Source organism: Streptomyces sp. x-80, from assembly GCF_046549095.1.
GTDB lineage: Bacteria > Actinomycetota > Actinomycetes > Streptomycetales > Streptomycetaceae > Streptomyces > Streptomyces celluloflavus.
This window is the reverse complement of the sequence record NZ_JAJPWM010000025.1, coordinates 40,970-62,866: the sequence shown is the minus strand read 5'-3', so window position 1 is coordinate 62,866 and position 21,897 is coordinate 40,970. Positions and strand designations below refer to the sequence as shown.

Here is a 21,897-nt window from a genome sequence, read left to right as displayed (position 1 = left end):
CATATCGGCCCTTGGGGCGGCACCCGGGGGGTGGCATGCCGCTACGCGCGTAGATATGCTCCCCTCGTGACCATGCCCATCACTGTTCCCGCATACGGCAAGGAAGCCGCGGGGCGTCTGGCGTCGATGGCGGACATGACCGCCGACGACGGTGCGCTGCGCCGCTTCCTGCACGGCCTGCCGGGCGTCGACGCGGTCGGCCTCCAGGCCCGCGCCGCCACCCTCGGCACCCGCTCGATCAAGACGACGGCGAAGGCGTACGCCATCGATCTCGCCATCTCGATGATCGACCTGACGACCCTCGAAGGCGCGGACACCCCGGGCAAGGTCCGGGCGCTGTGCGCCAAGGCCCTCCTCCCGGACCCCACCGACCGCACCGCCCCCCGGGTCGCCGCGGTCTGCGTCTACCCCGACATGGTCGCGACGGCCAAGGAGGCGCTCGGCGACTCCGGTGTCCACGTCGCCTCCGTCGCCACCGCCTTCCCCGCCGGCCGCGTCGCGCTGCCGGTCAAGCTGGCCGACACGCGGGACGCGGTCGCGGCGGGCGCCGACGAGATCGACATGGTGATCGACCGGGGCGCCTTCCTCGCCGGTCGCTATATGGCGGTCTTCGAGGAGATCAAGGCCGTCAAGGAGGCGTGCGTCCGGGCCGACGGAAGCGCCGCGCACCTCAAGGTCATCTTCGAGACCGGCGAGCTCCAGACGTACGACAACGTCCGCCGCGCCTCCTGGCTGGCGATGCTCGCGGGCGCCGACTTCATCAAGACCTCGACCGGCAAGGTGGCCGTCAACGCCACCCCGCCGGTCACCCTCCTCATGCTGGAGGCCGTCCGCGACTTCCACGAGACCACCGGGATCCAGGTCGGGGTGAAGCCGGCCGGCGGCATCCGGACGACCAAGGACGCCGTCAAGTACCTGGTGATGGTCAACGAGACGCTGGGCGAGCCCTGGCTGACCGCCGACTGGTTCCGCTTCGGCGCCTCCAGCCTCCTGAACGACCTGCTGATGCAGCGCCAGAAGCTCAGCACCGGCCGGTACTCCGGCCCCGACTACGTCACGGTGGACTGACCCATGGCATTCGCGTACGCACCGGCTCTCGAATCCCGCGCGGTCGTCGACCTCGCGCCGAGCTACGGGCTGTTCATCGACGGCGAGTTCGCCGAGGGCGCGGGCGGGGAACTCCGCAAGACCGTCTCCCCCGCCACCGAAGAGGTGCTGGCCGAGTACACCCAGGCCACCGCCGACGACGTCGACCGCGCCGTCCGGGCGGCCCGCAAGGCGTTCGGGACCTGGTCCGCGCTGCCGGGCGCCGAGCGCGCCAAGTACCTCTTCCGGATCGCCCGGATCATCCAGGAGCGCTCGCGCGAGCTGGCCGTCCTGGAGACGCTCGACAACGGCAAGCCGATCCGCGAGTCGCGCGACGCCGACCTCCCGCTGGTCGCCGCGCACTTCTTCTACTACGCGGGCTGGGCCGACAAGCTCGACCACGCGGGATACGGCGCCAACCCCCGCCCGCTGGGCGTGGCGGGCCAGGTCATCCCCTGGAACTTCCCGCTGCTGATGCTCGCGTGGAAGATCGCCCCGGCGCTGGCGACGGGCAACACCGTCGTGCTCAAGCCCGCCGAGACCACCCCGCTCTCCGCGCTCTTCTTCGCGGACATCTGCCGCCAGGCGGGCCTGCCCAAGGGCGTCGTCAACATCCTCACCGGCGACGGCACCACGGGCGCCGCGCTGGTCGCGCACCCGGACGTCAACAAGATCGCCTTCACCGGCTCCACCGAGGTCGGCAAGGCCATCGCCCGTACGGTCGCCGGCACGGACAAGAGGGTGACGCTCGAACTGGGCGGCAAGGCGGCGAACATCGTCTACGACGACGCCCCGGTCGACCAGGCCGTCGAGGGCATCGTCAACGGCATCTTCTTCAACCAGGGGCACGTCTGCTGCGCGGGCTCGCGCCTCCTGGTCCAGGAGTCGGTCGCCGAGGAGCTGCTGACCTCCCTCAAGCGCCGGATGCGGACCCTGCGGGTCGGCGACCCGCTGGACAAGAACACCGACATCGGCGCCGTCAACTCCGCCGAGCAGCTGGCCCGGATCACCGCACTGGCCGAGGCGGGCGAGGCGGAGGGCGCCGAGCGCTGGGCCCCGGCCTGCGAACTGCCCACCACCGGCTACTGGTTCGCGCCGACCCTCTTCACCGGCGTCACCCAGGCGCACCGCATCGCGCGCGAGGAGATCTTCGGCCCGGTGCTGTCCGTCCTCACCTTCCGCACCCCCGCGGAGGCCGTCGAGAAGGCCAACAACACGCCGTACGGCCTCTCGGCGGGCATCTGGACCGAGAAGGGCTCGCGGATGCTGTGGACGGCGAGCAAGCTGCGCGCCGGGATCGTCTGGTCCAACACGTTCAACAAGTTCGACCCGGCCTCGCCCTTCGGCGGCTACAAGGAGTCGGGCTACGGCCGCGAGGGCGGCCGGCACGGTCTGGCGGCGTACCTCGCCGGAGCCGAGGGGCCGACGAGCGAGCGCGGCGAACGAGATGGGGAGCGCGACCGATGAACCAGTCCGACCGCTTGAGTGTGCTCAAGACCTACAAGCTCCACATCGGGGGCGCGTTCCCCCGCTCCGAGAGCGGACGGGTGTACGAGGTGACCGACTCCAAGAACCGCTGGCTCGCCAACGCCCCGCTCGCCTCCCGCAAGGACGCCAGGGACGCGGTCGTCGCGGCCCGCAAGGCGTTCGGCGGCTGGTCCGGCGCCACGGCCTACAACCGCGGCCAGATCCTCTACCGCGTCGCCGAGATGCTGGAGGGCCGCCGCGACCAGTTCACCGCGGAGGTCGCCGCCGCGGAGGGGCTCTCGAAGGCCAAGGCCGCGGCGGTCGTCGAGGCCGCCGTCGACCGCTGGGTCTGGTACGCGGGCTGGTCCGACAAGGTCGCCCAGATCGCCGGGTCCGCCAACCCGGTCGCGGGTCCGTACTTCAACCTCTCGTCCCCCGAACCGACCGGTGTCGTGGCGGTCCTGGCCCCCCAGGACTCGTCCTTCCTCGGCCTGGTCTCGGTGCTCGCGCCCGTCATCGTCACCGGTAACACGGCGGTCGTGGTGGCCGCGGCGGACGCCCCGCTGCCCGCGCTCTCGCTGGCCGAGGTGCTCGCCACCTCCGATCTCCCGGGCGGCGTCGTCAACATCCTCTCGGGCCGCACCGCGGAGCTCGCCGCCCCGCTCGCCGCCCACCAGGACGTCAACGCGATCGACCTGACCGGCGCCGGCGCCGAGCTGGCCACCGACCTGGAGCGGGCCGCGGCGGACAACCTCAAGCGCGTCCGGCGCCCCGGCCCGGCCGACTGGGCCGCCGACCCGGGCACCGACCGCCTGCTGGCCTTCCTGGAGACCAAGACGGTCTGGCACCCGATGGGCGTCTGACGCCTCCCGGCGGACCGGACCAGCAGCACTGCGGGGCCCCACCTCTTGAGGTGGGGCCCCGCTTCACTGCCTGTGCCCTGTGCCCTGTGCCCTGTGCCCGGGGCCCGGCCTCACCCCGGCAGCAGGCCCACCACCTGCCCCACCAGCGGCAGGTCCTTGAGCCCGCCGCCGTTCGACAGGGCGCCGGTCAGCAGCGTCGTGCTCACCGGCTTGAAGTCGGCGACCCGGGTGCCGACCGCGTTGTTGAGCGGGTCGGCGGCGCTGTTGGCCAGCGGGTCCAGCTGGAGGCTCTTGACCGGCCCGACGCCGCTCGCCACGGCCTGCATCAGCGGGCCGGTCAGCGTCGAGACCGGCCCCGGGGCGCTCGCCGGGGCGGGCACGGGCGCCGCGTGCGCCGCGGCGCCGCCGGCCGCGAGCGCGGCGCCGGCCGCGGAGACCGCCAGCCCGGCGCGGAGCAGACCGCGCGGGACGCGGCGGGACTTGGGACGTGCGTGTGAGGCCATGTGCCACCTGCCTGTGGGTCGGAAGGCATCCACGGGAAGGAGACCTTCTGCGGAGAGAGCCCGGGAGCCGGGCGGTCGACCGGCCGTTCCGGCCGCTGGTAATCGATTGACTGCGTAGCGTAGTTGAGGTCGGTCCGCCGATCCACCTCGCACGCCCCTGGTACCCCCCACGGCTCAATGCCCGACAATGGGTGCCCGTGAGCTCCCAGTCCCCCGCCCCGCCGCCCGCCGCCCGCGTCGTCCTGCTGACCGGCCCCTCGGGGTCCGGCAAGACGTCCCTGGCCGCCCGTACCGGTCTGCCCGTCCTCAATCTCGACGACTTCTACAAGGAGGGCACGGATCCGACGCTGCCACAGCTGCCGGACGGCGGCGGCGCCGACTGGGACTCCCCGCTCTCCTGGGACGCCGGTGCGGCCGTCGCCGCGATCGACGCGCTGTGCCGTACGGGCCGTACCGCCGTCCCCGTGTACGACATCTCCGTGAGCGCCCGCGTCGGCGAGGCCGGACTGGACCTCGGCGGGGCCGCGCTGTTCATCGCGGAGGGCATCTTCGCGGCCGATGTCATCGCCCGCTGCCGCACCGCGGGGCTGCTGGCCGACGCGCTGTGCCTGCGCGGCCGCCCCACCACCACCTTCCGCCGGCGGCTGGCCCGGGATCTGCGCGAGGGCCGCAAATCGGCCCCCTATCTGGTGCGCCGCGGACTGCGGCTGCTGCGCGGCGAGCGGACGATCGTGGCCCGGCACACCGCCCTCGGCGCGCACCCCTGCGCCAAGCCGGAGGCGCTGGCCCGGATAGCGGCCGCGCGGACGGCTGATGTAACCAGTGCGACCGTCCGCTCCTGAGCCCGGCGGCCGGGCCCGGCACACACGAAGGAGCGGGTCCGGACGCCTTCCGGCCGTCCGAACCCGCTCCGCTTCCCCCGTACGTTCCCCCGTGTCCCCCCGGGGCTTTCCCCTGCCTTCAGGCCACCAGCTCGCCGAAGGACTCCTCTTCGTCCCGGCCGAAGCTCAGCGCCTGGTCCTCACGCAGCCGGCGCAGGGAGCGCCAGATGCTGGACTTCACCGTGCCGACGCTGATGTCGAGGATGTCCGCGATCTCCGGGTCGGTGCGGCCCTCGTAGTAACGCAGCACCAGCATCGTGCGCTGGGTCTCGGGCAGCCGCGCCAGCGCCTGCCACAGCACGGCGCGCAGCTCGGTGCCGCGCATCGCGTCCACATCGGCCGCCGTCTCCGGCAGCTCCTCGGTCGGGTACTCGTTGAGCTTGCGCCGGCGCCAGGCGCTGATGTGCAGATTGGTCATCGTGCGCCGCAGATATCCCCCGAGCGCCGCCTTGTCGCTGATCCGGTGCCACGCCCGGAAGGTCGAGAACAGCGCGCTCTGGAGCAGGTCCTCGGCCTCGTGGCGGTCGCCGGTCAGGTGGTAGGCGGTGGCGTACAGGGAGGCGCGGCGCTCCTGGACGTAGGCGGTGAAAGCCGCTTCGGCCTCCGCCTCCCGCGCCGCGGAGCCGCCGTCCCCCGCGCCCGCCCCGTACTGCGCTTCCCCGTCGATCCCCCCGTTGTGTCCCCCGTGGGTCTCCCGCTGGGCCGCGATTCCCCCGTCGGCCCCGTCCGCTCCCCCCGCCGGCGCGTCGATCGCCCGCAGGAAGGGCAGCCGCTGACGCCCGGTGTTGCGAGCGCACCCCCGCGCGCCCCCGAGCTCCCGGCTCCGCTCCAGCAGGGAGGTGCCCGCGCCGGCACCGGACTTCTTCTCGCCGGCCCGTGCGCCGTCGTGGAGCCGCGTGATAACTGCGCTGGTGGCGGTGGTGTGCAGTGTGTTCATCTCGCGCCCCCCGTCGGTTGAGCCGTCTCGTTCCGTGTGTCACCGGGCGGTGATCTCTCCCGGTGCCCAAAAGACTGCCAACGCAGTTTCATCGCGTTGTCCGCCGACTGTCACAGCCGTGTCACAGGGGTGCCGGGGGCCCGGCGCGGGGGCGCCACGGGTGGGGGCCTTGTGTGGGAGAGCGCCGTCGGTCGATCTCCCGGTGTCCATGGGCCAGAATGGCCGGGTGCCTTTCCTGTTGCTGATCGAGGACGACGACGCCATCCGCACGGCCCTCGAACTCTCGCTGTCACGCCAGGGTCACCGTGTGGTGACCGCGGCGACGGGCGAGGACGGCCTGAAGCTGCTGCGCGAGCAGCGTCCGGATCTGATCGTGCTGGACGTGATGCTGCCGGGCATCGACGGCTTCGAGGTGTGCCGGCGGATCCGGCGTACGGACCAGCTGCCCATCATTCTGCTCACCGCGCGCAACGACGACATCGACGTCGTGGTGGGGCTGGAGTCCGGGGCGGACGACTATGTCGTCAAGCCGGTCCAGGGACGGGTGCTGGACGCCCGGATCAGGGCGGTGCTGCGCCGCGGGGAGCGCGAGTCCAGCGATTCGGCGACGTTCGGTTCGCTGGTGATCGACCGGTCGGCGATGACCGTCACCAAGAACGGCGAGGACCTCCAGCTGACCCCCACCGAGCTGCGGTTGCTGCTGGAGCTCAGCCGCCGGCCCGGACAGGCGCTGTCCCGGCAGCAGCTGCTGCGGCTGGTGTGGGAGCACGACTATCTCGGCGATTCACGTCTGGTGGACGCCTGTGTGCAGCGGCTGCGCGCGAAGGTGGAGGACGTACCGTCCTCGCCGACCCTGATCCGTACGGTCCGCGGCGTCGGCTACCGGCTGGACACCCCGCAGTGACGGGACGCGTCACGCCCGGTGGCAGCGACGACAGGACAGCGGAGACGCGGGGTACGGAGGGGCCGGCGGGGACGGAGCGGCGCGGGGACGGCTCCGGCGGTGGCCGTACGGGGGCGGCGGCCGGCCGGCGGCTGGTGCGGTGGCTGCGGCGGGCGTCCGGGCTGCTGCGCTGGACGAGCCTGCGGCTGCGGCTGGTCGTCGTCTTCGCGCTGGTCGCGCTGACCGCCGCGGTCTCCGCGTCCGGCATCGCGTACTGGCTCAACCGCAACACCGTCCTGGACCGTACCCAGAACGCCGTGCTCAAGGACTTCCGCAAGTCGCTGGAGGACAGCACCCGGTCGCTGCCGCTGCGGCCGCGGTGCGCCGAACTCCGGGACGCGGCACGGCAGATGGCGGGCGGGCCGCAGAACTACGCGGTGCTGCTGATCGGGGTGGACAGCGCGGGCAAGGACTGCGTGGTCACCACCAACGAGGACCTGCTGACGCCCACGAGCGTGCCCGCCTCGCTGCGGACCGCCGTCAACGCGGTGCGCCCGATCGATGAATCGAACAGCTATCCGCACCATCTCTACTGGCAGCGCACGGTGATCGGGGACACCCCCTACCTCCTCGCCGGGGCGAAGGTGATCGGCGGCGGCCCGACCGGTTACCTGATGAAGTCGCTGGCCACCGAGCGGCAGGACCTCAACTCGCTGGCCTGGTCGCTGGGGATCGCGACCGCGCTGGCGCTGGTCGGCTCGGCGCTGCTGGCACAGGCCGCCGCGACGACCGTGCTGCGGCCCGTACAGCGGCTCGGCCACGCGGCGCGGCAGCTCGGCGAGGGCCGCCTCGACACCCGGCTGCGGGTGACCGGCACGGACGAGCTGGCCGATCTGTCCCGGACGTTCAACCGCACGGCGGAGCGGCTCGAACAGCGGGTCGAGGAACTGAGCGCGCGCGAGGCGTCCTCGCGGCGGTTCGTCGCCGACATGTCGCACGAGCTGCGGACGCCGCTGACGGCGATCACCGCGGTCTCGGAGGTGCTGGAGGAGGAGGCCGACTCCCTCGATCCGATGATCGCGCCCGCCGTGCAGCTGGTGGTCAGCGAGACCCGGCGGCTGAACGACCTGGTGGAGAACCTGATGGAGGTCACCCGCTTCGACGCGGGGACGGCCCGGCTGGTGCTGGACGATGTCGATGTCGCGGACCAGGTGACCGCCTGTATCGACGCGCGGGCCTGGCTGGACGCGGTCCATCTGGACGCGGACCGCGGCATCGTGGCCCGCCTCGACCCGCGCCGTCTCGACGTCATCCTGGCGAACCTGATCGGCAACGCCCTCAAGCACGGCGGCTCGCCGGTACGGGTCTCCGTCCACACCGAGGACGTGCCGGACGGCGGCGCGCGCGTCCGCACGGGCGGGCCGGCGGGTCCGGACGGCCTCGACGGCCCGGCGGCTCCGGACGGTCCCGGTGCGGACGGCGGGCCCGGCGGGCCGGACCTCCCGGTCGGCGGGAGCCCGGCGGAGGGCCCGAGCCGGGCCGGCGGCGGCGATCTGGTGATCCGGGTACGGGACCACGGCCCCGGCATCCCGCAGGAGGTCCTGCCGCACGTCTTCGACCGCTTCTACAAGGCGAGCGCGTCCCGGCCCCGGTCGGAGGGCAGCGGTCTGGGCCTGTCGATCGCGCTGGAGAACGCGCATATCCACGGCGGCGAGATCACCGCCGCCAACCTGCCGGAGGGCGGCGCGGTCTTCACCCTGCGGCTGCCGATGGACGCCTCCCTGCTGGTCCAGGACGGCCGGCGGGACGGCGGCGTCACCCGGGGCCACGAGGGCGACCGGGGCGCGTCCCGCGCGGCCGACGAGGGCACGGAGGACGACCGATGACACGGCCCCCACACAGCCGGCGCGCCATCCGCGCGCCGCGGACCGGTCCGGGCGGGCCGCCCATACGGGCGTGGCGGCGCGCCGCCGCCCTGGCGGCCCTCGCGCTCGCCGCCGCGGGCTGCGGCGTCCGGGGCACGTCCGTACCGGTCGACGCGGGCGGCGCGCCCGCGCGGGTGAGCTGCAAGGTCCCGGCGGGTGACACGGGTGACACGGGCGTCCCCGACGGCGCCCAGGTCACCGTCTATCTGGTGTGCAGTTCGGCGCTGGCCCAGGTGGAGCGGACCGTGGTCCGCCCCCAGGGCACCCCGGCCGAGGGGGCGCGCCTCCAGGAGGCCCGTGCGCTGCTGACCGAGCTCCAGAAGGAGCCCTCGGCCGCCGAGCAGGCGGCCGGGTTCAGCACCGCGGTGCCCCAGAACCTGCGGGTCGCGGGGCCGCGCGCGGGCGACCCCGCGGACGCGCTGCGGCTGAGCATCCGGCCGGACGATCTGCCGTCCTTCGCGCTGGCGCAGCTGGCGTGCACGTACGGCGCGGGGGCGGCACTGGGGCGGACGCACGCGGCGGTGCTGGGCGGGCCGGGCGACGACGCGCCGGAGCGCTACGCCTGTTCCGCCGAGGTGCGCACGCACCCCGACATCGCCCAGAACGCGGGCTGGGGCGACCCGCTGCCCCGGTAGCGCGCGGACCCTCCGGACAAGACGGGCACGGCGGACCGGAACCGTGGCCCCCGCTACCGGCGTCCTGGCCTGTGTGCAGCGTCCTGGCCCCGGCGGCACCGTCGCCCCCCGTTTGCGCGTCACCTGCCTTCTCCTCCTGGTGGCGCATCTGCTGACCGTCGGCTGGCTGATGCTGCGGCCCCGGACGGTGCCCTGGGTGCCCGCGCCGAACCTCGAACCGCTGGCGTCGATCAGCGCCGAGCTGGCGCACGGTCCGTGGCAGGCCGTACAGGAGCTGGGCGGCGGGTTGCTGCTGCTGGCGCCGCTGGGGGTGCTGCTCCCGCTCGCGGCCGGGCGCCTGAACGTTTCCCCGCTGGCGTCCCTGGCCCGTACCGTCTTCGCCGGCGCGATGATCTCGCTGACCGTCGAGCTGCTCCAGACCGCGGTGCCGGGCCAGGTTCCGGACGTCGACACGGTGCTGCTGAACACCGTGGGGGTAGCACTGGCCCACCTGGCCGTAGTCCCTGGGTTGCGGTCCTGGCTACGCCGCCGGGAGGAGCACCGCGGGGTGACGACCCCGAGGATCACCAGGGTCGGTCCGGCCCCGCAGGCCGATGTTCTCTCCGGCTCGCGAACCTACCTTTGAGACATCGGGGCACCCGCCCCACGGAGTCGAAAAGGAGTCGCCGCCATGGCCGCCGCACTGGTCCGCCCGCACCACAACCGAATGATCGCCGGGGTCTGCGCGGGCCTGGCCCGCCGCTTCGGTACGACCCCGGCCACGATGCGTGTGCTCTTCCTGCTCTCGTGTCTGCTCCCCGGCCCGCAGTTCCTCGTCTACCTGGCGCTGTGGATACTCCTCCCCGCCGAGCAGACGTCCGGCTCCACCGCCTGGTAGCCCACCCCGACGGGCCCGCGGCCCGGCGGCGTCCCGCGCCCGGCCGGCCTGCTCACGGACGACCGCCGGCGTACTCATGACCGTGCCCCGGTCCGTGCGCGAGAGGCGGCGCACGGCCGGGGCACGGCCGGGGCGTCCCGTACGGAACCGGGAGCGGGGAGAACGGGGTGTCCCCTACGGGACGGGGCGGCAGGTTCAGCCTCCGAGGTGCAGGCCCTTGGTGACCACGTTGGTCGGGAACCCGCCCAGCAGGCTGTTGCCCTTCTGGTTGAGGTTGCCCTGGACGCCGTCGTCGCCCGGCTGGGTCCGGGTGACCCCGGTGACGGTCTTGGCGGCCTGCGCGACCGGCAGACCGCCCAGCACCTTGGTGACGCCGGCTCCGTCGACCGACGGAGCGGCGGCGGCGGTGCCCGCCGCGGTGGCGGCGAAGGCGGCGCCGAGCACGGCGGCACCGAGAATCCTGATCGTTCCCTGCTTCATCGCATTACGTCCTCGTGATGGGGGCTTGACCGGCACAGCAACCTAGTGAGGCGGTCACCGCCACCGCAATCAGCCACGGCCGGGGAAAAACGGCCGGCAGAAGATCCCGCCGGCCGTTCGGCATTCCCTCTCGCCGTTCGCCGTTTCCCCTTACGCAGGGTCAGAACCACTGTTCACGGCAGGTGCTGTGGCGCTCTACCGGAACAGCCATTCGGCGCGCAGCTCCGCGTACCCCGGCTTGATCACATCATTGATCATCGCCAGACGTTCATCGAAAGGAATGAAAGCTGATTTCATCGCATTGACTGTGAACCATTGCAGGTCGTCGAGCGTGTATCGAAATGTCTTGACCAGGTGCTCGAATTCGCGGGACATGTCCGTGCCGCTCATCAGGCGGTTGTCGGTGTTCACGGTGAGCCGGAACTGCAAGCGGCGCAGCAGCCCGATCGGGTGTTCCGCGTAGGAGGCGGCGGCGCCGGTCTGGAGGTTGGAGGTCGGGCACATCTCCAGCGGGATGCGCTTGTCCCGTACGTAGGAGGCGAGCCGGCCGAGGGTGACCGATCCGTCGTCGGCGACCTCGATGTCGTCGATGATCCGGACGCCGTGGCCGAGCCGGTCGGCGCCGCACCACTGGAGCGCCTGCCAGATGGACGGCAGACCGAAGGCTTCACCGGCGTGGATGGTGAAGTGGTTGTTCTCGCGCTTGAGGTACTCGAAGGCGTCGAGGTGGCGGGTGGGCGGGAAGCCGGCCTCGGCGCCCGCGATGTCGAAGCCGATGACGCCCGAGTCGCGGTAGCGGTTGGCGAGTTCGGCGATCTCCAGGGCGCGGGCGGCGTGCCGCATGGCGGTCAGCAGGGCGCCGACGCGGATGCGGTTGCCGTCGGCGCGGGCCCGCCGCTCGCCCTCCCGGAAGCCCTCGTTGACGGCTTCGACGACCTCTTCGAGGCTCAGCCCGCCCTCCAGGTGCTGCTCGGGCGCGTAGCGGACCTCGGCGTAGACGACGCCGTCGGCGGCCAGGTCCTCGGCGCACTCGGCGGCCACCCGGACCAGAGCCGCACGGGTCTGCATGACGGCACAGGTGTGCGCGAAGGTCTCCAGATAGCGCTCCAGCGAACCGGAGTCGGCGGCCTCCCGGAACCAGACCCCGAGCTTGGCCGGGTCGGTTTCGGGGAGTCCGTCGTAACCCGTCTCGCGGGCCAGGTCGACGATGGTGCCGGGGCGCAGGCCGCCGTCGAGGTGATCGTGCAGCAGCACCTTGGGTGCGCGCCGGATGTGTTCACTGCTCGGGAGGTTGGTGGTCTCGCTCGTCATCTCGGCACTCTAACGCCTACGCGCGTAGATCTCTCCGAACGATATGTAACAGTGACCCGTCCACAGGGTGGCCCGCACGCCACCTTCTGCCATCGTTCTCGTCATGGCTCAGCAAGCGCTGCCGGTACGCGATGCCCGGCTGGGAAAACCGCTGGGAACGGCCGGGGTGGACGGGGAGGTGAGCGGCGTCGCGCTCCTCCTGCCGGAGGGCGGACCGAGCGGCGTACGGCGCCCGTCGCCGATCACGAAACTGGCGGTCCGTCCGCTCGCGGCCCGGCTGGCGAAGGCGGGCCGCCCCGAGGGGCTGACCGCCCACGTCCTGCACTACCGCTGCCGCGGCTGGAACGGCGCGGCGGCGCACCCCGCGCGGGACGCGGAGTGGGCCCTGGAAGAGGTGGTGCGCCGCTACGGCGAGGTACCGGTCTGCCTCGTCGGTACGGGCATGGGCGGCCGCGCCGCGCTGCACGCCGCGGGTCATCCGGCCGTCAACTCCGTGCTGGCGATCGCCCCTTGGCTGCCCGACCCCGGTGCGGACGGCGCGGCCCCCGATCCGGTGAAGCAGCTCATCGGCCGGCAGGTGCTGCTGGTCCACGGCACGAACGACGAGCGCACCGACCCCGATCTCTCCTACCGCTACGCCGAGCGCGCCAAGAAGGTCAACCGCGACACCTGCCGCTTCGAGGTGCACTCCGACGGCCACTCACTGCACCAGCACCGCTCCGAAGTCCTGTCCCTGGCGGCCGACTTCATGCTCGGTTCGCTCTTCGCCCGGGACTACGCCCGGCCGGTGCGGGACGCGCTGGCCGCGCCGCCGCCGCTGGGCCTGCGGATGCCGCTGGCCGCCGGTTTCGGCGCGTCGCTGCGGCACTGACCGGGGCGTACCGGCGGATCGGCGGTCACCTCGGCAGCAGCAGCCCCCGCCGGCTCAGCAGGAATTTCTTGAACGCGGCCACCGGGGGCGTGTCCGGATGGCCGTCCAGCCAGGCCACGCCGATCTCGCGGACCGCGCGCGGTGCCGTCACGGTCAGTTCCGCGACACCGGGCCGCGGCACCGCGGGCGGCGGCAGCAGCGCCACGCCCAGTCCGGCCGCGACCAGCCCGCGCAGCGTCTCGGCCTCCTCCCCCTCGAACGCCACCCGGGGGGTGAACCCGGCCTCCGCGCAGAGCGCGTCGGTGATCCGGCGCAGCCCGTAGCCCGGTTCGAGGGTGACGAAGAGTTCGGTGGCGGCCTCCGCGAGCCGGATGCGTTTACGGCCGGCCAGCCGGTGGTCGTCCGGTACGACCAGGCGGAGCTTCTGTTCGTCGAGGCGGCGGGCGACCAGGTCCGGGTAGTCGGGGACCGGCGAGGTCAGACAGAGGTCGAGGTCACCGGCGCGCAGCCGCTCGATCATCGCCTCGCCGTAGTTCTGGACGAGTTGGAAGCGGACGCGCGGGTGGTCGGCCCGGAAGGTGCGGATGAGGCCGGGCACGGTCTCCGACCCGAGGGTGTGCAGAAAGCCGAAGGCGACCTTGCCGGCGGCGGGGTCGGTGTCGGCGCGGACGGATTCGGTGGCGCGCTCCAGGTCGGTGAGGGTGCGCTCGGCGGCGGCGAGGAAGGCGCGGCCCGCCGGGGTGAGCGAGAGGGTGCGGCCGTGCCGGGCGAAGAGGGCGACGCCGAGATCGTCCTCCAGCCGGACGATGGCGCGGCTGAGGGTGGGTTGCGGCATGCCGAGTTCGTGGGCGGCGCGGGTGACGTGTTCGTGCCGGGCGACGGCGGTGAACTGGGCCAGCCGCGGGGCGAGCGTCAGCGCCCAGGAGTCCTCCCCCAGTTCGGCCGGCTCGGCCGCCTCCGTCGGCCCCTTGCCGTTACGTCGTGCCCCTGCCATGTCATTTCTGTTGCGAGCTTGCGACAGAGCAGCCCGTGAACTGGGATCATGTGTCACAGCATCGATTATGGCGTTTTTATGCATTGGACGCATAAAACGGGTGGGCCTACCTTCGAACCATGCCTCCCGCTGATACGGGGGCGTCCGTCCTCACCCGCACGGCCGCCTCCCCCCAGTCCCCTTCCGATCCGGCCCCCGACTCCGCGCCGGCCACCACCGCCGCCGACCCCGAGTCGCGCAAACTGCACCCGGGCGGCCCCGGTTACCGCCGGATGAGCTTCGCCCTCTTCGCGGCCGGCGTCGCCACCTTCGCCCTCCTCTACTCGACGCAGGCGCTGCTGCCGGCCATCTCCGGTGACCTGGGGGTCTCCCCCGACCAGGCGAGCTGGACCGTATCGGCGGCCACCTTCGGGCTGGCGCTCGCGGTGATCCCGCTGAGCGCGCTCTCCGAGCGGTTCGGCCGGCGCACGATGATGACCGCCTCCCTCTCGGTGGCCGCGCTGATCGCCATGGTGGTGCCGTTCGCACCGTCGCTGGGCTGGCTGATCGCACTGCGCGCCGTCCAGGGTGTGGCACTGGCCGGGCTGCCGGCCTCGGCGATGGCGTTCCTGGCCGAGGAGGTACGCGCCAAGGCGCTGGTGGCGGCCATCGGCCTGTTCGTGGCGGGCAACAGTATCGGCGGTATGTCGGGCCGGATCGTGACCGGCTGGGTCGCCCAGGCGTGGGGCTGGCGGGCCGCGCTCGGTGCGGTGGGTGTGCTGGCGGTGGTGTGCGCGGTGGTCTTCCGGCTGCTGGTTCCCAAGGCCCGGCATTTCGCGGCTCGTCCGGTGGGCCCGCGGGTGCTCGCCCGCACGCTCGCCGGGCATCTGGCCGATCCGCTGCTGCGCCGGCTGTACGGCATCGGCGCGCTCTTCATGACGGTCTTCGGCGCGGTCTACACCGTCATCGGCTACCGTCTCGTCGCCGCCCCCTTCAACCTCCCCCAGGGTCTCGTCGGCTCGATCTTCCTGATCTACCTCGTCGGTACGGTCTCCTCGGCGGTGGCCGGCAAGCTGGTCGCCCGCCTGGGCCGGCGCGGTGCCCTCTATCTGGCGGTCGGTACGACGGCGGCCGGTCTGCTGCTGTCCCTGGCCGACTCCGTCGCCGCGGTGCTGGCGGGCCTGATCCTGATCACCGCGGGCTTCTTCGCGGGCCACGCGGTCGCCTCGGCCGCGGTCAGCCGCACCGCCAAGACGGCCCGTGCCCAGGCGTCGGCCCTCTACCAGTGCGCGTACTACATCGGCAGCAGCCTGGGCGGCGCCCTCGGCGCCCTCGCCTTCCGCGCCGCCGGCTGGGAGGGCACCGTCCTGCTCGGCCTGTTCGCCATGGTCGGCGCCGCCGCGATCACCCTCTACGCGACCCGCAAGGCGGTGGCGGAGCGGCGTCTGCTCCACCTGGGGAAGGCCGCGTAGCGCTCCGCACGAACCCGGAGGGGCCCGCGGTCACCACCTGTCCTGGTGGCCGCGGGCCCCTCCGTCGTCAGGCGCCGAACGGGAAGACGCCGGTGTCGATGGTGAGGCCGAAGGGCTCGGGGAGGTGGACCTCCTCCCCGAACTTCACCTTCTGGAGCTCCTGGTAGACGTCGTCCTTGGGCTCCCCGTAGAGGGTGACCGTCGGCCCGCCGGGGGCGAAGCGGTCGATGAGGAGATACAGCGGAACCCCCGCCTGTGCGTAGGCAGCTGCCTTGTTGAGCCGGTCATAGCTCGCGTTCGACGGCGAGGTGATCTCGACGACCAGTTCTGCGGCGGTGAGCGGTGCGGCATTGCCCCCGTCCAGCCCGGCCACCACCGCATCCGGGATCACCACGAGGTCCGGGATGTAGAGGCGACCGTACGAGGGGTGGGCGACCCCGAGGGTCTGGTAGACCCCCCAATCCTCGGGAAGCACGGTGTACAACCTGCGATGGCACTTCTCGGCGATACGGTTGTGCGGCGCAGCGGGGGGTGGTGTCACAACGATGATCCCATCAATGATCTCCACCTTGCTGCCCTCGGGCCAGTCCGACTCCTCCCAGAAACGGACCAGCTCATCCCAGTGCCGACCCGGAGACGGATCGATGGGGAGTGCGCTCATGGCGGTCTCCTTATTCGGTGTGACACCGATCCCAGCATGCCGAACGGGACCCGTGGCAGTCCACAGGTCCCGTTCACCCGAATGGGAAAACCCCAGGTCAGCCGATACGTTCCAGCACCACCGGCGTGGCCGTGAACGCCGCGTCCGAGGGGCCGATGCGGACGGCGCCGTCCAGGGCCGCCAGGGCGTAACCGAACTTCTCGGGGGTGTCGGTGTGCAGTGTCAGCAGGGGCTGGCCCGCCGTCACGGTGTCGCCGGGCTTGGCGTGCAGTTCCACGCCGGCGCCGGCCTGGACCGGGTCCTCCTTGCGGGCGCGGCCGGCGCCCAGGCGCCAGGCGGCGAGACCGACGGCGTAGGCGTCGAGGGTGGTGAGGGTGCCGGAGCCGGCGGCGGTGACGACATGCTGTTCGCGGGCCACCGGGAGGGCCGCGTCGGGGTCGCCGCCCTGGGCGCGGATCATGCGGCGCCAGTGGTCCATGGCGGAGCCGTCGGCGAGGGCCTTGGCCGGGTCGGCGTCCGGGAGGCCGGCCGCGTCCAGCATTTCGCGGGCGAGCGCGAGGGTCAGCTCGACGACGTCCCGGGGGCCGCCGCCGGCCAGCACCTCGACGGATTCGCGGACTTCGAGGGCGTTGCCCGCGGTCCGGCCGAGCGGGGTGGCCATGTCGGTGAGCAGGGCGGCCGTGCGCACGCCGTGGTCGGCGCCCAGCTCGACCATGGTGGCGGCCAGTTCGCGGGCGTCCTCGATGTTCTTCATGAAGGCGCCGGAGCCGACCTTGACGTCCAGGACCAGGGAGCCGGTGCCCTCGGCGATCTTCTTGGACATGATGGAGGAGGCGATCAGCGGGATCGCCTCGACGGTGCCGGTGACATCGCGCAGCGCGTAGAGCTTCTTGTCGGCGGGGGCCAGGCCGTCGCCCGCGGCGCAGATGACGGAGCCGACGTCGCGCAGCACGTCGAGCATCTCGGCGTTGGAGAGCTGGGCGCGCCAGCCGGGGATCGCCTCCAGCTTGTCCAGGGTGCCGCCGGTGTGGCCCAGGCCCCGGCCGGAGAGCTGCGGGACGGCGGCGCCGCAGGCGGCGACCAGGGGGGCGAGCGGGAGGGTGATCTTGTCGCCGACGCCGCCGGTGGAGTGCTTGTCCGCGGTGGGGCGGGACAGCGAGGAGAAGTCCATCCGCTCGCCGGAGGCGATCATGGCGGCGGTCCAGCGGGCGATCTCGGCGCGGTTCATACCGTTGAGGTAGATGGCCATCGCCAGCGAGGACATCTGCTCGTGGGCGACCTCGCCACGGGTGTAGGCGTCGATCACCCAGTCGATCTGATCGGCGGTCAGCTCACCGCGGTCGCGCTTGGTGCGGATGACGGAGATGACGTCCATGGGGGCTTCCTTTCGAACGAACGGGTTTCCCGGCCTCCGTTCCGCCACCCGTGTCCATGTGCGTACGCCCGAGTACGGACGCATACGCGCGCGCATACCGGGACGTGCGGTGACGGGTGGCGACGGTGCGGAACGCGGAGCGGCGCCGGGACGTGCGGGGAGCGGCCGGGGGGCCGGGCGGCTCCGGGGTTCAGGGGGCGAGGTGCTGGGGGCCGAACGCGTCGGGCAGCAGATCGGAGAGCGGGCGGATGCCGGCGGCGGTGTCGACCTGGAGCTGCGGTCCGCCGTGCTCGTACAGCAGCTGGCGGCAGCGGCCGCACGGCACGAGGAGCTGCCCCGCACCGTCGACGCAGGTGAAGGCGGTCAGCCGCCCGCCGCCGCTGGCGAACAGGGCGGAGACCAGGCCGCATTCGGCGCACAGGGCGAGGCCGTAGGAGGCGTTCTCGACGTTGCAGCCGGTGACCGTACGGCCGTCGTCGACGAGGGCGGCGGCGCCCACGGGGAAGCCGGAGTACGGGGCGTAGGCCCGGGACATCGCGTCCCGGGCCTGCCCGCGCAGCGCTTCCCAGTCGGGAGCTGTGGTCACTTGCCCTGGCCTCTTCGGTAGGTCTTGCCGACGGCTTTCGGTGGCCGTAGCCGCTGGGCGGCCAGCGAGAGCACCAGCAGCGTAGCGAGGTACGGGGCGACGCCGACGATCTCCAGCGGGACCGTGTCGGACGTGGCGTACCACACGGCGAGCAGCACGGCCGCGACCAGGCTGATGATGCCCTGGGTGCGGTGGCCGCCACGCAGCTTCCAGACCGCGAGGCCGAGCAGCAGCACGGCGAGCAGGAGCAGCAGCGCGTGCACGGTGGGCCCGCCGCCGCGCAGCTGGAGCGCGTCCATGAAGCCGAACAGGCCGGCGCCCATGGCGACGCCGCCCGGCCGCCAGTTGCCGAAGATCATGGTGGCGAGGCCGATGTAGCCGCGGCCGCCGGTCTGGCCGTCCTGGTAGATGTGCACGTAGATGGCGAGGAAGGCACCGCCGAGGCCGGCCAGCGCGCCGGAGACGATCACCGCGGCGTACTTGTAGCGGTAGACGTTGACGCCCAGCGATTCGGCCGCGACCGGGCCCTCGCCGCTGGAGCGCAGCCGCAGGCCGAACGAGGAGCGCCACAGGACGAAGAAGCTGACCACGAAGACGGCGACGGTCAGCAGGGTCAGCCAGGAGACGTTGGAGACCAGCGAACCGAGGATGCCGGCCAGGTCGGAGACGAGGAACCAGTGGTGCTTCTCGACGGAGAGCAGCCAGTCGGAGAGGCCGGGGACGGTGAAGGTCGGCATATCGGCCATCGGCGGCGACTGTTTGTCGTTGCCGCCGGCCGCCGAGGCGGTGCCGCCGGCCGCGCCGAACCACAGCTTGGCCAGGAACTGGGTCAGGCCGAGCGCCATGATGTTGATGGCGACGCCGGAGATGATGTGGTCGACGCCGAAGGTGACGGTGGCGAGCGCGTGCAGCAGGCCGCCGAGCGCGCCGCCGAGGATGCCGGCCAGCGCCGCGGCCCACGGGCCGTGCTGCCAGCCGACCGCGCCGGCCGAGAAGGCGCCGAGCATCATCATGCCTTCGAGGCCGATGTTGACGACGCCGGAGCGCTCGGCCCACAGACCGCCCAGACCGGCCAGGCCGATCGGTACGGCGGCGTTGAGCGCGGCGGTGTACTGGCCGGATTCGGTCAGGTTGTTGGCGCCGGTGATGATCCGCAGCAGGGACAGCAGGATCAGGCCGCCTGCGATGAGCAGCAGCACCTTGGGGTAGGTGAGCTTGGTCCGGCGGGCCTGGGGAGCCTTGGTGGTCTGCGGGTTCCTGGGCGCGGACTTGCCGTCGGCGCCCTTCGCGACCGGGGCCGTGAGGTTCTCACTCACGCGGACACCTCCGCCTTGTCGGTCTTGCGGGCCTGGGCGGCGAGCTCCTCGCCGACCTGCCGCTGCTGGAGTCTGAGGCCGTAGCGGCGCACGAGTTCGTAGGCGATGACGACGCACAGCACGATGACGCCCTGCATCACGCCGACGATCTCCTGCTGGTAGTCCTCGAATTCGAGCTGGGTGCCGGTGCGTTCGAGGAAGCCCCACAGCAGCGCGCCGGCCGCCATCCCGACCGGGTGGTTACGGCCGAGCAGGGCGATGGCGATACCGGTGAAGCCGATGCCGATGGGGAAGTCGGTGCCGTAGTTGTACGAGACGCCGAGCAGCGTCGGCATACCGATCAGGCCGGCCGCGGCGCCGGAGAGCAGCATGGAGGTGACGACCATGCGCTTGACGCTGACGCCGCTCGCCTCGGCCGCGGACTCGGACTGGCCGACCGTCCGCAGGTCGAAGCCGAAGCGGGTGCGGTTGAGGACGAACCAGTACAGGGCGCCGACGAGGACGGCGACGACGAGGAAGCCGTCGAGGGGCTTGGGGGTGGTGGGGATGGTGAAGAAGTGGCTGGAGGCCGGGATGTTGGGGGTGTGGAAGAGGTTGCCGTCCTTCTGCGCGAGCCGGCCTTCCTGGAGGAAGTAGCCGATGACCGCCGCCGCGATGGAGTTCAGCATGATCGTGGTGATCACCTCGCTGACTCCGCGGGTGGTCTTCAGCAGGCCCGCGATGCCCGCCCAGACGGAGCCGACCAGCATCGCGACGATGATGATCAGCGGGATCTGGAGGAAGCCGGGGAGGGTCAGCGCGCCGCCGACCACCGCGGCGAAGAAGGCCGCGATGCGGTACTGGCCGTCGACGCCGATGTTGAAGAGGTTCATCCGGAAGCCGATGGCGACGGCCAGCGCGGACAGGTAGTACGGGATCGCCTTGTTGACGATCCAGACCTGGCTGTCGCTCTTGGAGCCGAAGTCGGCCATCACGGTGTAGGCGTGGATCGGGTCCTTGCCGGTGGCCAGGATGATCACCGAGGTGATGGCCAGTGCCGCGACGATCGCCAGGACGGGCGCGGCGACGCCCAGGATCAGCTTGTTCTTGTCGAGCTTCTTCACTCGGACTCCCCCTCCTGGGACGGGCGCGGCTCCTGGTGCGCGGCCTCGCCGGACGCGGTGAGGTGTCCGCTGGCGGCGCCGGTCATGGCCGAGCCCAGCTCCTCCGGTGTGATGGTGGCGGGGTCCGCGTCGGCGACCAGCCGGCCGCGGTACATCACCCGCAGGCAGTCGGACAGGCCGATCAGCTCGTCCAGGTCGGCCGAGATCAGGAGGACGGCGAGACCTTCGCGGCGGGCGGTGCGTATCTGGTCCCAGATCTGGGCCTGGGCGCCGACGTCCACGCCCCGGGTGGGGTGCGCGGCGATCAGCAGTTTGGGGTGGTGGCTCATCTCGCGGCCGACGATCAGCTTCTGCTGGTTGCCGCCGGAGAGCGAGGCCGCGGTGACCTCGATACCGGGCGTACGGACGTCGTACTCGGTGACGATCCGTTCGGTGTCCGCGCGGGCCGCCTTCAGGTCCAGCAGCCGGCCCTTGGCGTTGGGCCGTTCGGTGACATGGCCGAGGATGCGGTTCTCCCAGAGCGGGGCCTCCAGCAGCAGGCCGTGCCGGTGGCGGTCCTCGGGGATGTAGCCGATACCGTCCTCGCGCCGGGTGCGGGTGGCCGCGTGGCTGATGTCGGTGCCGTCCAGCGTGACGGTGCCGCTGTCGGGGTGGCGCATGCCCATGATGGCCTCGACGAGTTCGGCCTGGCCGTTGCCCTCCACCCCCGCGATGCCGAGCACCTCGCCCTTGTGGATGGTGAGCGACACCTCGTCCAGGACGGTGCGCCGCACCCCCTCCGCGTCGGCGGTGACCAGCCGCAGCCCCTCGACCTTCAGCATCCGCACGTCCGTGACGGTGGACTCGCGGGTCTGCGGTGAGGGCAGTTCGCTGCCCACCATCAGCTCGGCGAGCTGCTTGGGCGTCGTCTCGCCGGGGACGACGGAGGCGACGGTGGTGCCGCGCCGGATGACGGTGATGTCGTCGGCGACCGAGAGCACCTCGCCCAGCTTGTGCGAGATGAAGATGACGGTCAGGCCCTCGGCCTTGAGCTCGCGCAGGTTGTCGAAGAGCGCGTCGACCTCCTGCGGGACCAGCACCGCGGTCGGCTCGTCGAGGATGAGCGTCCGGGCGCCGCGGTAGAGGACCTTGAGGATCTCCACGCGCTGGCGGTCGGCGACACCGAGGTCCTCGACGAGGACGTCGGGGCGCACCCCGAGGCCGTAGCGGTCGGAGATCTTGAGGATCTCGGCGCGGGCCCGGCCGCCGATGCCGTGCAGTTTCTCGCCGCCGAGAACGATGTTCTCCAGGACGGTGAGGTTGTCGGCGAGCATGAAGTGCTGGTGCACCATGCCGATGTTGCGGGCGATGGCGTCGGCCGGGCTGTGGAAGCCGACCTGTTCACCGTCGATGCCGATGGTGCCCTCGTCCGGCTTCTGCATGCCGTAGAGGATCTTCATCAGCGTGGACTTGCCCGCGCCGTTCTCGCCGACCAGGGCGTGGACGGTGCCGCGGCGGACGGTGATGTCGATGTCGTGGTTGGCGACGACGCCCGGGAACCGTTTGGTGATCCCGCGGAGTTCGACCGCCGGTGCCGCGGCGGGGGCGCTGTCTGCCTGGGTGCTGCTGGACGCTTTGATGGCGCACTCTCCTCGGGGGACAGGGAGTGGTACGGAGGAGCGGGGGAGGCGACGATAACGCGTCAACCCCGCG

At 72.2% G+C, this 21,897-nt stretch carries 22 protein-coding genes; 11 read left to right on the top strand and 11 right to left on the bottom strand.

Going from position 1 to position 21,897, the window contains the following annotated elements; translation table 11 throughout:
• Positions 1–72: 72 nt before the first annotated feature.
• Genes deoC through ACLJWH_RS36065 form a run of 3 tightly spaced genes read left to right on the top strand, consistent with a single transcriptional unit; the run spans position 73 to position 3,416 of the window.
• Positions 73–1,068, top strand: a complete 996-nt coding sequence (gene deoC / locus ACLJWH_RS36075) for a deoxyribose-phosphate aldolase (protein WP_411146043.1) — start codon at positions 73–75, stop codon at positions 1,066–1,068.
• 3 nt (positions 1,069–1,071) lie between these two features.
• Positions 1,072–2,553, top strand: a complete 1,482-nt coding sequence (locus ACLJWH_RS36070; protein ID WP_411146018.1) for an aldehyde dehydrogenase family protein — start codon at positions 1,072–1,074, stop codon at positions 2,551–2,553.
• Positions 2,550–3,416 (top strand): aldehyde dehydrogenase family protein, encoded by an 867-nt coding sequence (locus tag ACLJWH_RS36065; protein ID WP_411146017.1) that lies wholly within the window; start codon positions 2,550–2,552, stop codon positions 3,414–3,416. Before ACLJWH_RS36070 ends, ACLJWH_RS36065 begins: the two co-directional genes overlap by 4 nt.
• A 110-nt stretch (positions 3,417–3,526) precedes the next feature.
• Here ACLJWH_RS36065 and ACLJWH_RS36060 read toward each other — a convergent pair whose 3' ends face one another.
• Positions 3,527–3,919 carry a hypothetical protein gene (locus ACLJWH_RS36060; protein ID WP_411146016.1) on the bottom strand — a complete coding sequence of 131 codons (393 nt, stop codon included), beginning with the start codon at positions 3,917–3,919 and terminating at the stop codon, positions 3,527–3,529.
• A gap of 197 nt (positions 3,920–4,116) precedes the next feature.
• On the opposite strand from ACLJWH_RS36060, the gene ACLJWH_RS36055 reads away from it, so the two are divergent.
• Positions 4,117–4,761, top strand: coding sequence for an ATP-binding protein (locus ACLJWH_RS36055; RefSeq protein ID WP_411146015.1), 645 nt, complete (start codon positions 4,117–4,119; stop codon positions 4,759–4,761).
• Positions 4,762–4,879: 118 nt separating this feature from the next.
• On the opposite strand, the gene ACLJWH_RS36050 is transcribed toward ACLJWH_RS36055, so the two are convergent.
• Positions 4,880–5,737 carry a SigE family RNA polymerase sigma factor gene (locus tag ACLJWH_RS36050; RefSeq protein ID WP_411146014.1) on the bottom strand — a complete coding sequence of 286 codons (858 nt, stop codon included), beginning with the start codon at positions 5,735–5,737 and terminating at the stop codon, positions 4,880–4,882.
• Between the two features lie 226 nt (positions 5,738–5,963).
• Here ACLJWH_RS36050 and afsQ1 point away from each other — a divergent pair, with 226 nt between their 5' ends.
• From afsQ1 to ACLJWH_RS36025, 5 genes are all read left to right on the top strand, one after another.
• Complete coding sequence (gene afsQ1, locus ACLJWH_RS36045) at positions 5,964–6,641, top strand: two-component system response regulator AfsQ1 (RefSeq protein ID WP_131124765.1); 678 nt, start codon at positions 5,964–5,966, stop codon at positions 6,639–6,641.
• A 164-nt stretch (positions 6,642–6,805) separates the two neighbouring features.
• Entirely contained in the window at positions 6,806–8,506 is a 1,701-nt protein-coding gene (locus ACLJWH_RS36040; protein WP_411146042.1) for an ATP-binding protein, read from the top strand.
• The gene (locus ACLJWH_RS36035) at positions 8,503–9,180 is read left to right on the top strand and encodes a hypothetical protein (protein WP_411146013.1); all 678 of its coding nucleotides are present in this window, start codon (positions 8,503–8,505) and stop codon (positions 9,178–9,180) included. Before ACLJWH_RS36040 ends, ACLJWH_RS36035 begins: the two co-directional genes overlap by 4 nt.
• 112 nt (positions 9,181–9,292) lie before the next feature.
• Positions 9,293–9,805 carry a VanZ family protein gene (locus ACLJWH_RS36030; protein WP_411146041.1) on the top strand — a complete coding sequence of 171 codons (513 nt, stop codon included), beginning with the start codon at positions 9,293–9,295 and terminating at the stop codon, positions 9,803–9,805.
• 45 nt (positions 9,806–9,850) lie between these two features.
• Positions 9,851–10,057 carry a PspC domain-containing protein gene (locus tag ACLJWH_RS36025; protein WP_411146012.1) on the top strand — a complete coding sequence of 69 codons (207 nt, stop codon included), beginning with the start codon at positions 9,851–9,853 and terminating at the stop codon, positions 10,055–10,057.
• A 195-nt stretch (positions 10,058–10,252) separates the two neighbouring features.
• Here the strand turns inward: ACLJWH_RS36025 and ACLJWH_RS36020 are convergent, their stop codons facing one another.
• Together ACLJWH_RS36020 and ACLJWH_RS36015 are read right to left on the bottom strand one after the other, a co-directional pair.
• Complete coding sequence (locus ACLJWH_RS36020) at positions 10,253–10,537, bottom strand: hypothetical protein (protein WP_411146011.1); 285 nt, start codon at positions 10,535–10,537, stop codon at positions 10,253–10,255.
• A 195-nt stretch (positions 10,538–10,732) separates the two neighbouring features.
• Positions 10,733–11,848, bottom strand: coding sequence for an adenosine deaminase (locus ACLJWH_RS36015; protein WP_052860312.1), 1,116 nt, complete (start codon positions 11,846–11,848; stop codon positions 10,733–10,735).
• 103 nt (positions 11,849–11,951) lie between these two features.
• On the opposite strand from ACLJWH_RS36015, the gene ACLJWH_RS36010 reads away from it, so the two are divergent.
• Positions 11,952–12,719 (top strand): alpha/beta hydrolase, encoded by a 768-nt coding sequence (locus ACLJWH_RS36010; protein WP_411146010.1) that lies wholly within the window; start codon positions 11,952–11,954, stop codon positions 12,717–12,719.
• 25 nt (positions 12,720–12,744) lie between these two features.
• Here the strand turns inward: ACLJWH_RS36010 and ACLJWH_RS36005 are convergent, their stop codons facing one another.
• A complete protein-coding gene (locus tag ACLJWH_RS36005; protein WP_411146009.1) occupies positions 12,745–13,713 on the bottom strand; it encodes a LysR family transcriptional regulator in 969 nt (322 codons plus the stop codon).
• A gap of 119 nt (positions 13,714–13,832) precedes the next feature.
• On the opposite strand from ACLJWH_RS36005, the gene ACLJWH_RS36000 reads away from it, so the two are divergent.
• The gene (locus ACLJWH_RS36000) at positions 13,833–15,164 is read left to right on the top strand and encodes an MFS transporter (protein ID WP_411146008.1); all 1,332 of its coding nucleotides are present in this window, start codon (positions 13,833–13,835) and stop codon (positions 15,162–15,164) included.
• Positions 15,165–15,231: 67 nt separating this feature from the next.
• Here ACLJWH_RS36000 and ACLJWH_RS35995 read toward each other — a convergent pair whose 3' ends face one another.
• From ACLJWH_RS35995 to ACLJWH_RS35970, 6 genes are all read right to left on the bottom strand, one after another.
• Positions 15,232–15,825: a Uma2 family endonuclease gene (locus tag ACLJWH_RS35995; RefSeq protein WP_411146007.1), complete on the bottom strand. Its 594-nt coding sequence runs from the start codon at positions 15,823–15,825 to the stop codon at positions 15,232–15,234.
• 97 nt (positions 15,826–15,922) lie between these two features.
• A complete protein-coding gene (locus tag ACLJWH_RS35990; RefSeq protein ID WP_411146006.1) occupies positions 15,923–17,200 on the bottom strand; it encodes a thymidine phosphorylase in 1,278 nt (425 codons plus the stop codon).
• Between the two features lie 190 nt (positions 17,201–17,390).
• The gene (locus ACLJWH_RS35985) at positions 17,391–17,786 is read right to left on the bottom strand and encodes a cytidine deaminase (RefSeq protein WP_411146005.1); all 396 of its coding nucleotides are present in this window, start codon (positions 17,784–17,786) and stop codon (positions 17,391–17,393) included.
• Positions 17,783–19,102 (bottom strand): ABC transporter permease, encoded by a 1,320-nt coding sequence (locus tag ACLJWH_RS35980; protein ID WP_411146004.1) that lies wholly within the window; start codon positions 19,100–19,102, stop codon positions 17,783–17,785. The genes ACLJWH_RS35985 and ACLJWH_RS35980 overlap by 4 nt, the downstream gene beginning before the upstream one ends.
• The gene (locus tag ACLJWH_RS35975) at positions 19,099–20,205 is read right to left on the bottom strand and encodes an ABC transporter permease (protein ID WP_411146003.1); all 1,107 of its coding nucleotides are present in this window, start codon (positions 20,203–20,205) and stop codon (positions 19,099–19,101) included. Before ACLJWH_RS35975 ends, ACLJWH_RS35980 begins: the two co-directional genes overlap by 4 nt.
• Positions 20,202–21,824, bottom strand: coding sequence for an ABC transporter ATP-binding protein (locus tag ACLJWH_RS35970; protein ID WP_411146040.1), 1,623 nt, complete (start codon positions 21,822–21,824; stop codon positions 20,202–20,204). The genes ACLJWH_RS35975 and ACLJWH_RS35970 overlap by 4 nt, the downstream gene beginning before the upstream one ends.
• Positions 21,825–21,897 lie beyond the last annotated feature (73 nt).

Bases quoted from the DNA above. Each gene is read 5' to 3' on its own strand.
- ACLJWH_RS36060 (WP_411146016.1), bottom strand. From the start codon at position 3,919: ATGGCCTCACACGCACGTCCCAAGTCCCGCCGCGTCCCGCGCGGTCTG.
- ACLJWH_RS36000 (WP_411146008.1), top strand. From the start codon at position 13,833: ATGCCTCCCGCTGATACGGGGGCGTCCGTCCTCACCCGCACGGCCGCC.
- ACLJWH_RS36020 (WP_411146011.1), bottom strand. From the start codon at position 10,537: ATGAAGCAGGGAACGATCAGGATTCTCGGTGCCGCCGTGCTCGGCGCC.
- ACLJWH_RS35995 (WP_411146007.1), bottom strand. From the start codon at position 15,825: ATGAGCGCACTCCCCATCGATCCGTCTCCGGGTCGGCACTGGGATGAG.
- ACLJWH_RS36025 (WP_411146012.1), top strand. From the start codon at position 9,851: ATGGCCGCCGCACTGGTCCGCCCGCACCACAACCGAATGATCGCCGGG.
- ACLJWH_RS36010 (WP_411146010.1), top strand. From the start codon at position 11,952: ATGGCTCAGCAAGCGCTGCCGGTACGCGATGCCCGGCTGGGAAAACCG.
- ACLJWH_RS36065 (WP_411146017.1), top strand. From the start codon at position 2,550: ATGAACCAGTCCGACCGCTTGAGTGTGCTCAAGACCTACAAGCTCCAC.
- deoC (WP_411146043.1), top strand. From the start codon at position 73: ATGCCCATCACTGTTCCCGCATACGGCAAGGAAGCCGCGGGGCGTCTG.
- ACLJWH_RS36050 (WP_411146014.1), bottom strand. From the start codon at position 5,737: ATGAACACACTGCACACCACCGCCACCAGCGCAGTTATCACGCGGCTC.
- ACLJWH_RS36005 (WP_411146009.1), bottom strand. From the start codon at position 13,713: ATGGCAGGGGCACGACGTAACGGCAAGGGGCCGACGGAGGCGGCCGAG.
- ACLJWH_RS36035 (WP_411146013.1), top strand. From the start codon at position 8,503: ATGACACGGCCCCCACACAGCCGGCGCGCCATCCGCGCGCCGCGGACC.
- ACLJWH_RS36070 (WP_411146018.1), top strand. From the start codon at position 1,072: ATGGCATTCGCGTACGCACCGGCTCTCGAATCCCGCGCGGTCGTCGAC.
- ACLJWH_RS35990 (WP_411146006.1), bottom strand. From the start codon at position 17,200: ATGGACGTCATCTCCGTCATCCGCACCAAGCGCGACCGCGGTGAGCTG.
- ACLJWH_RS36015 (WP_052860312.1), bottom strand. From the start codon at position 11,848: ATGACGAGCGAGACCACCAACCTCCCGAGCAGTGAACACATCCGGCGC.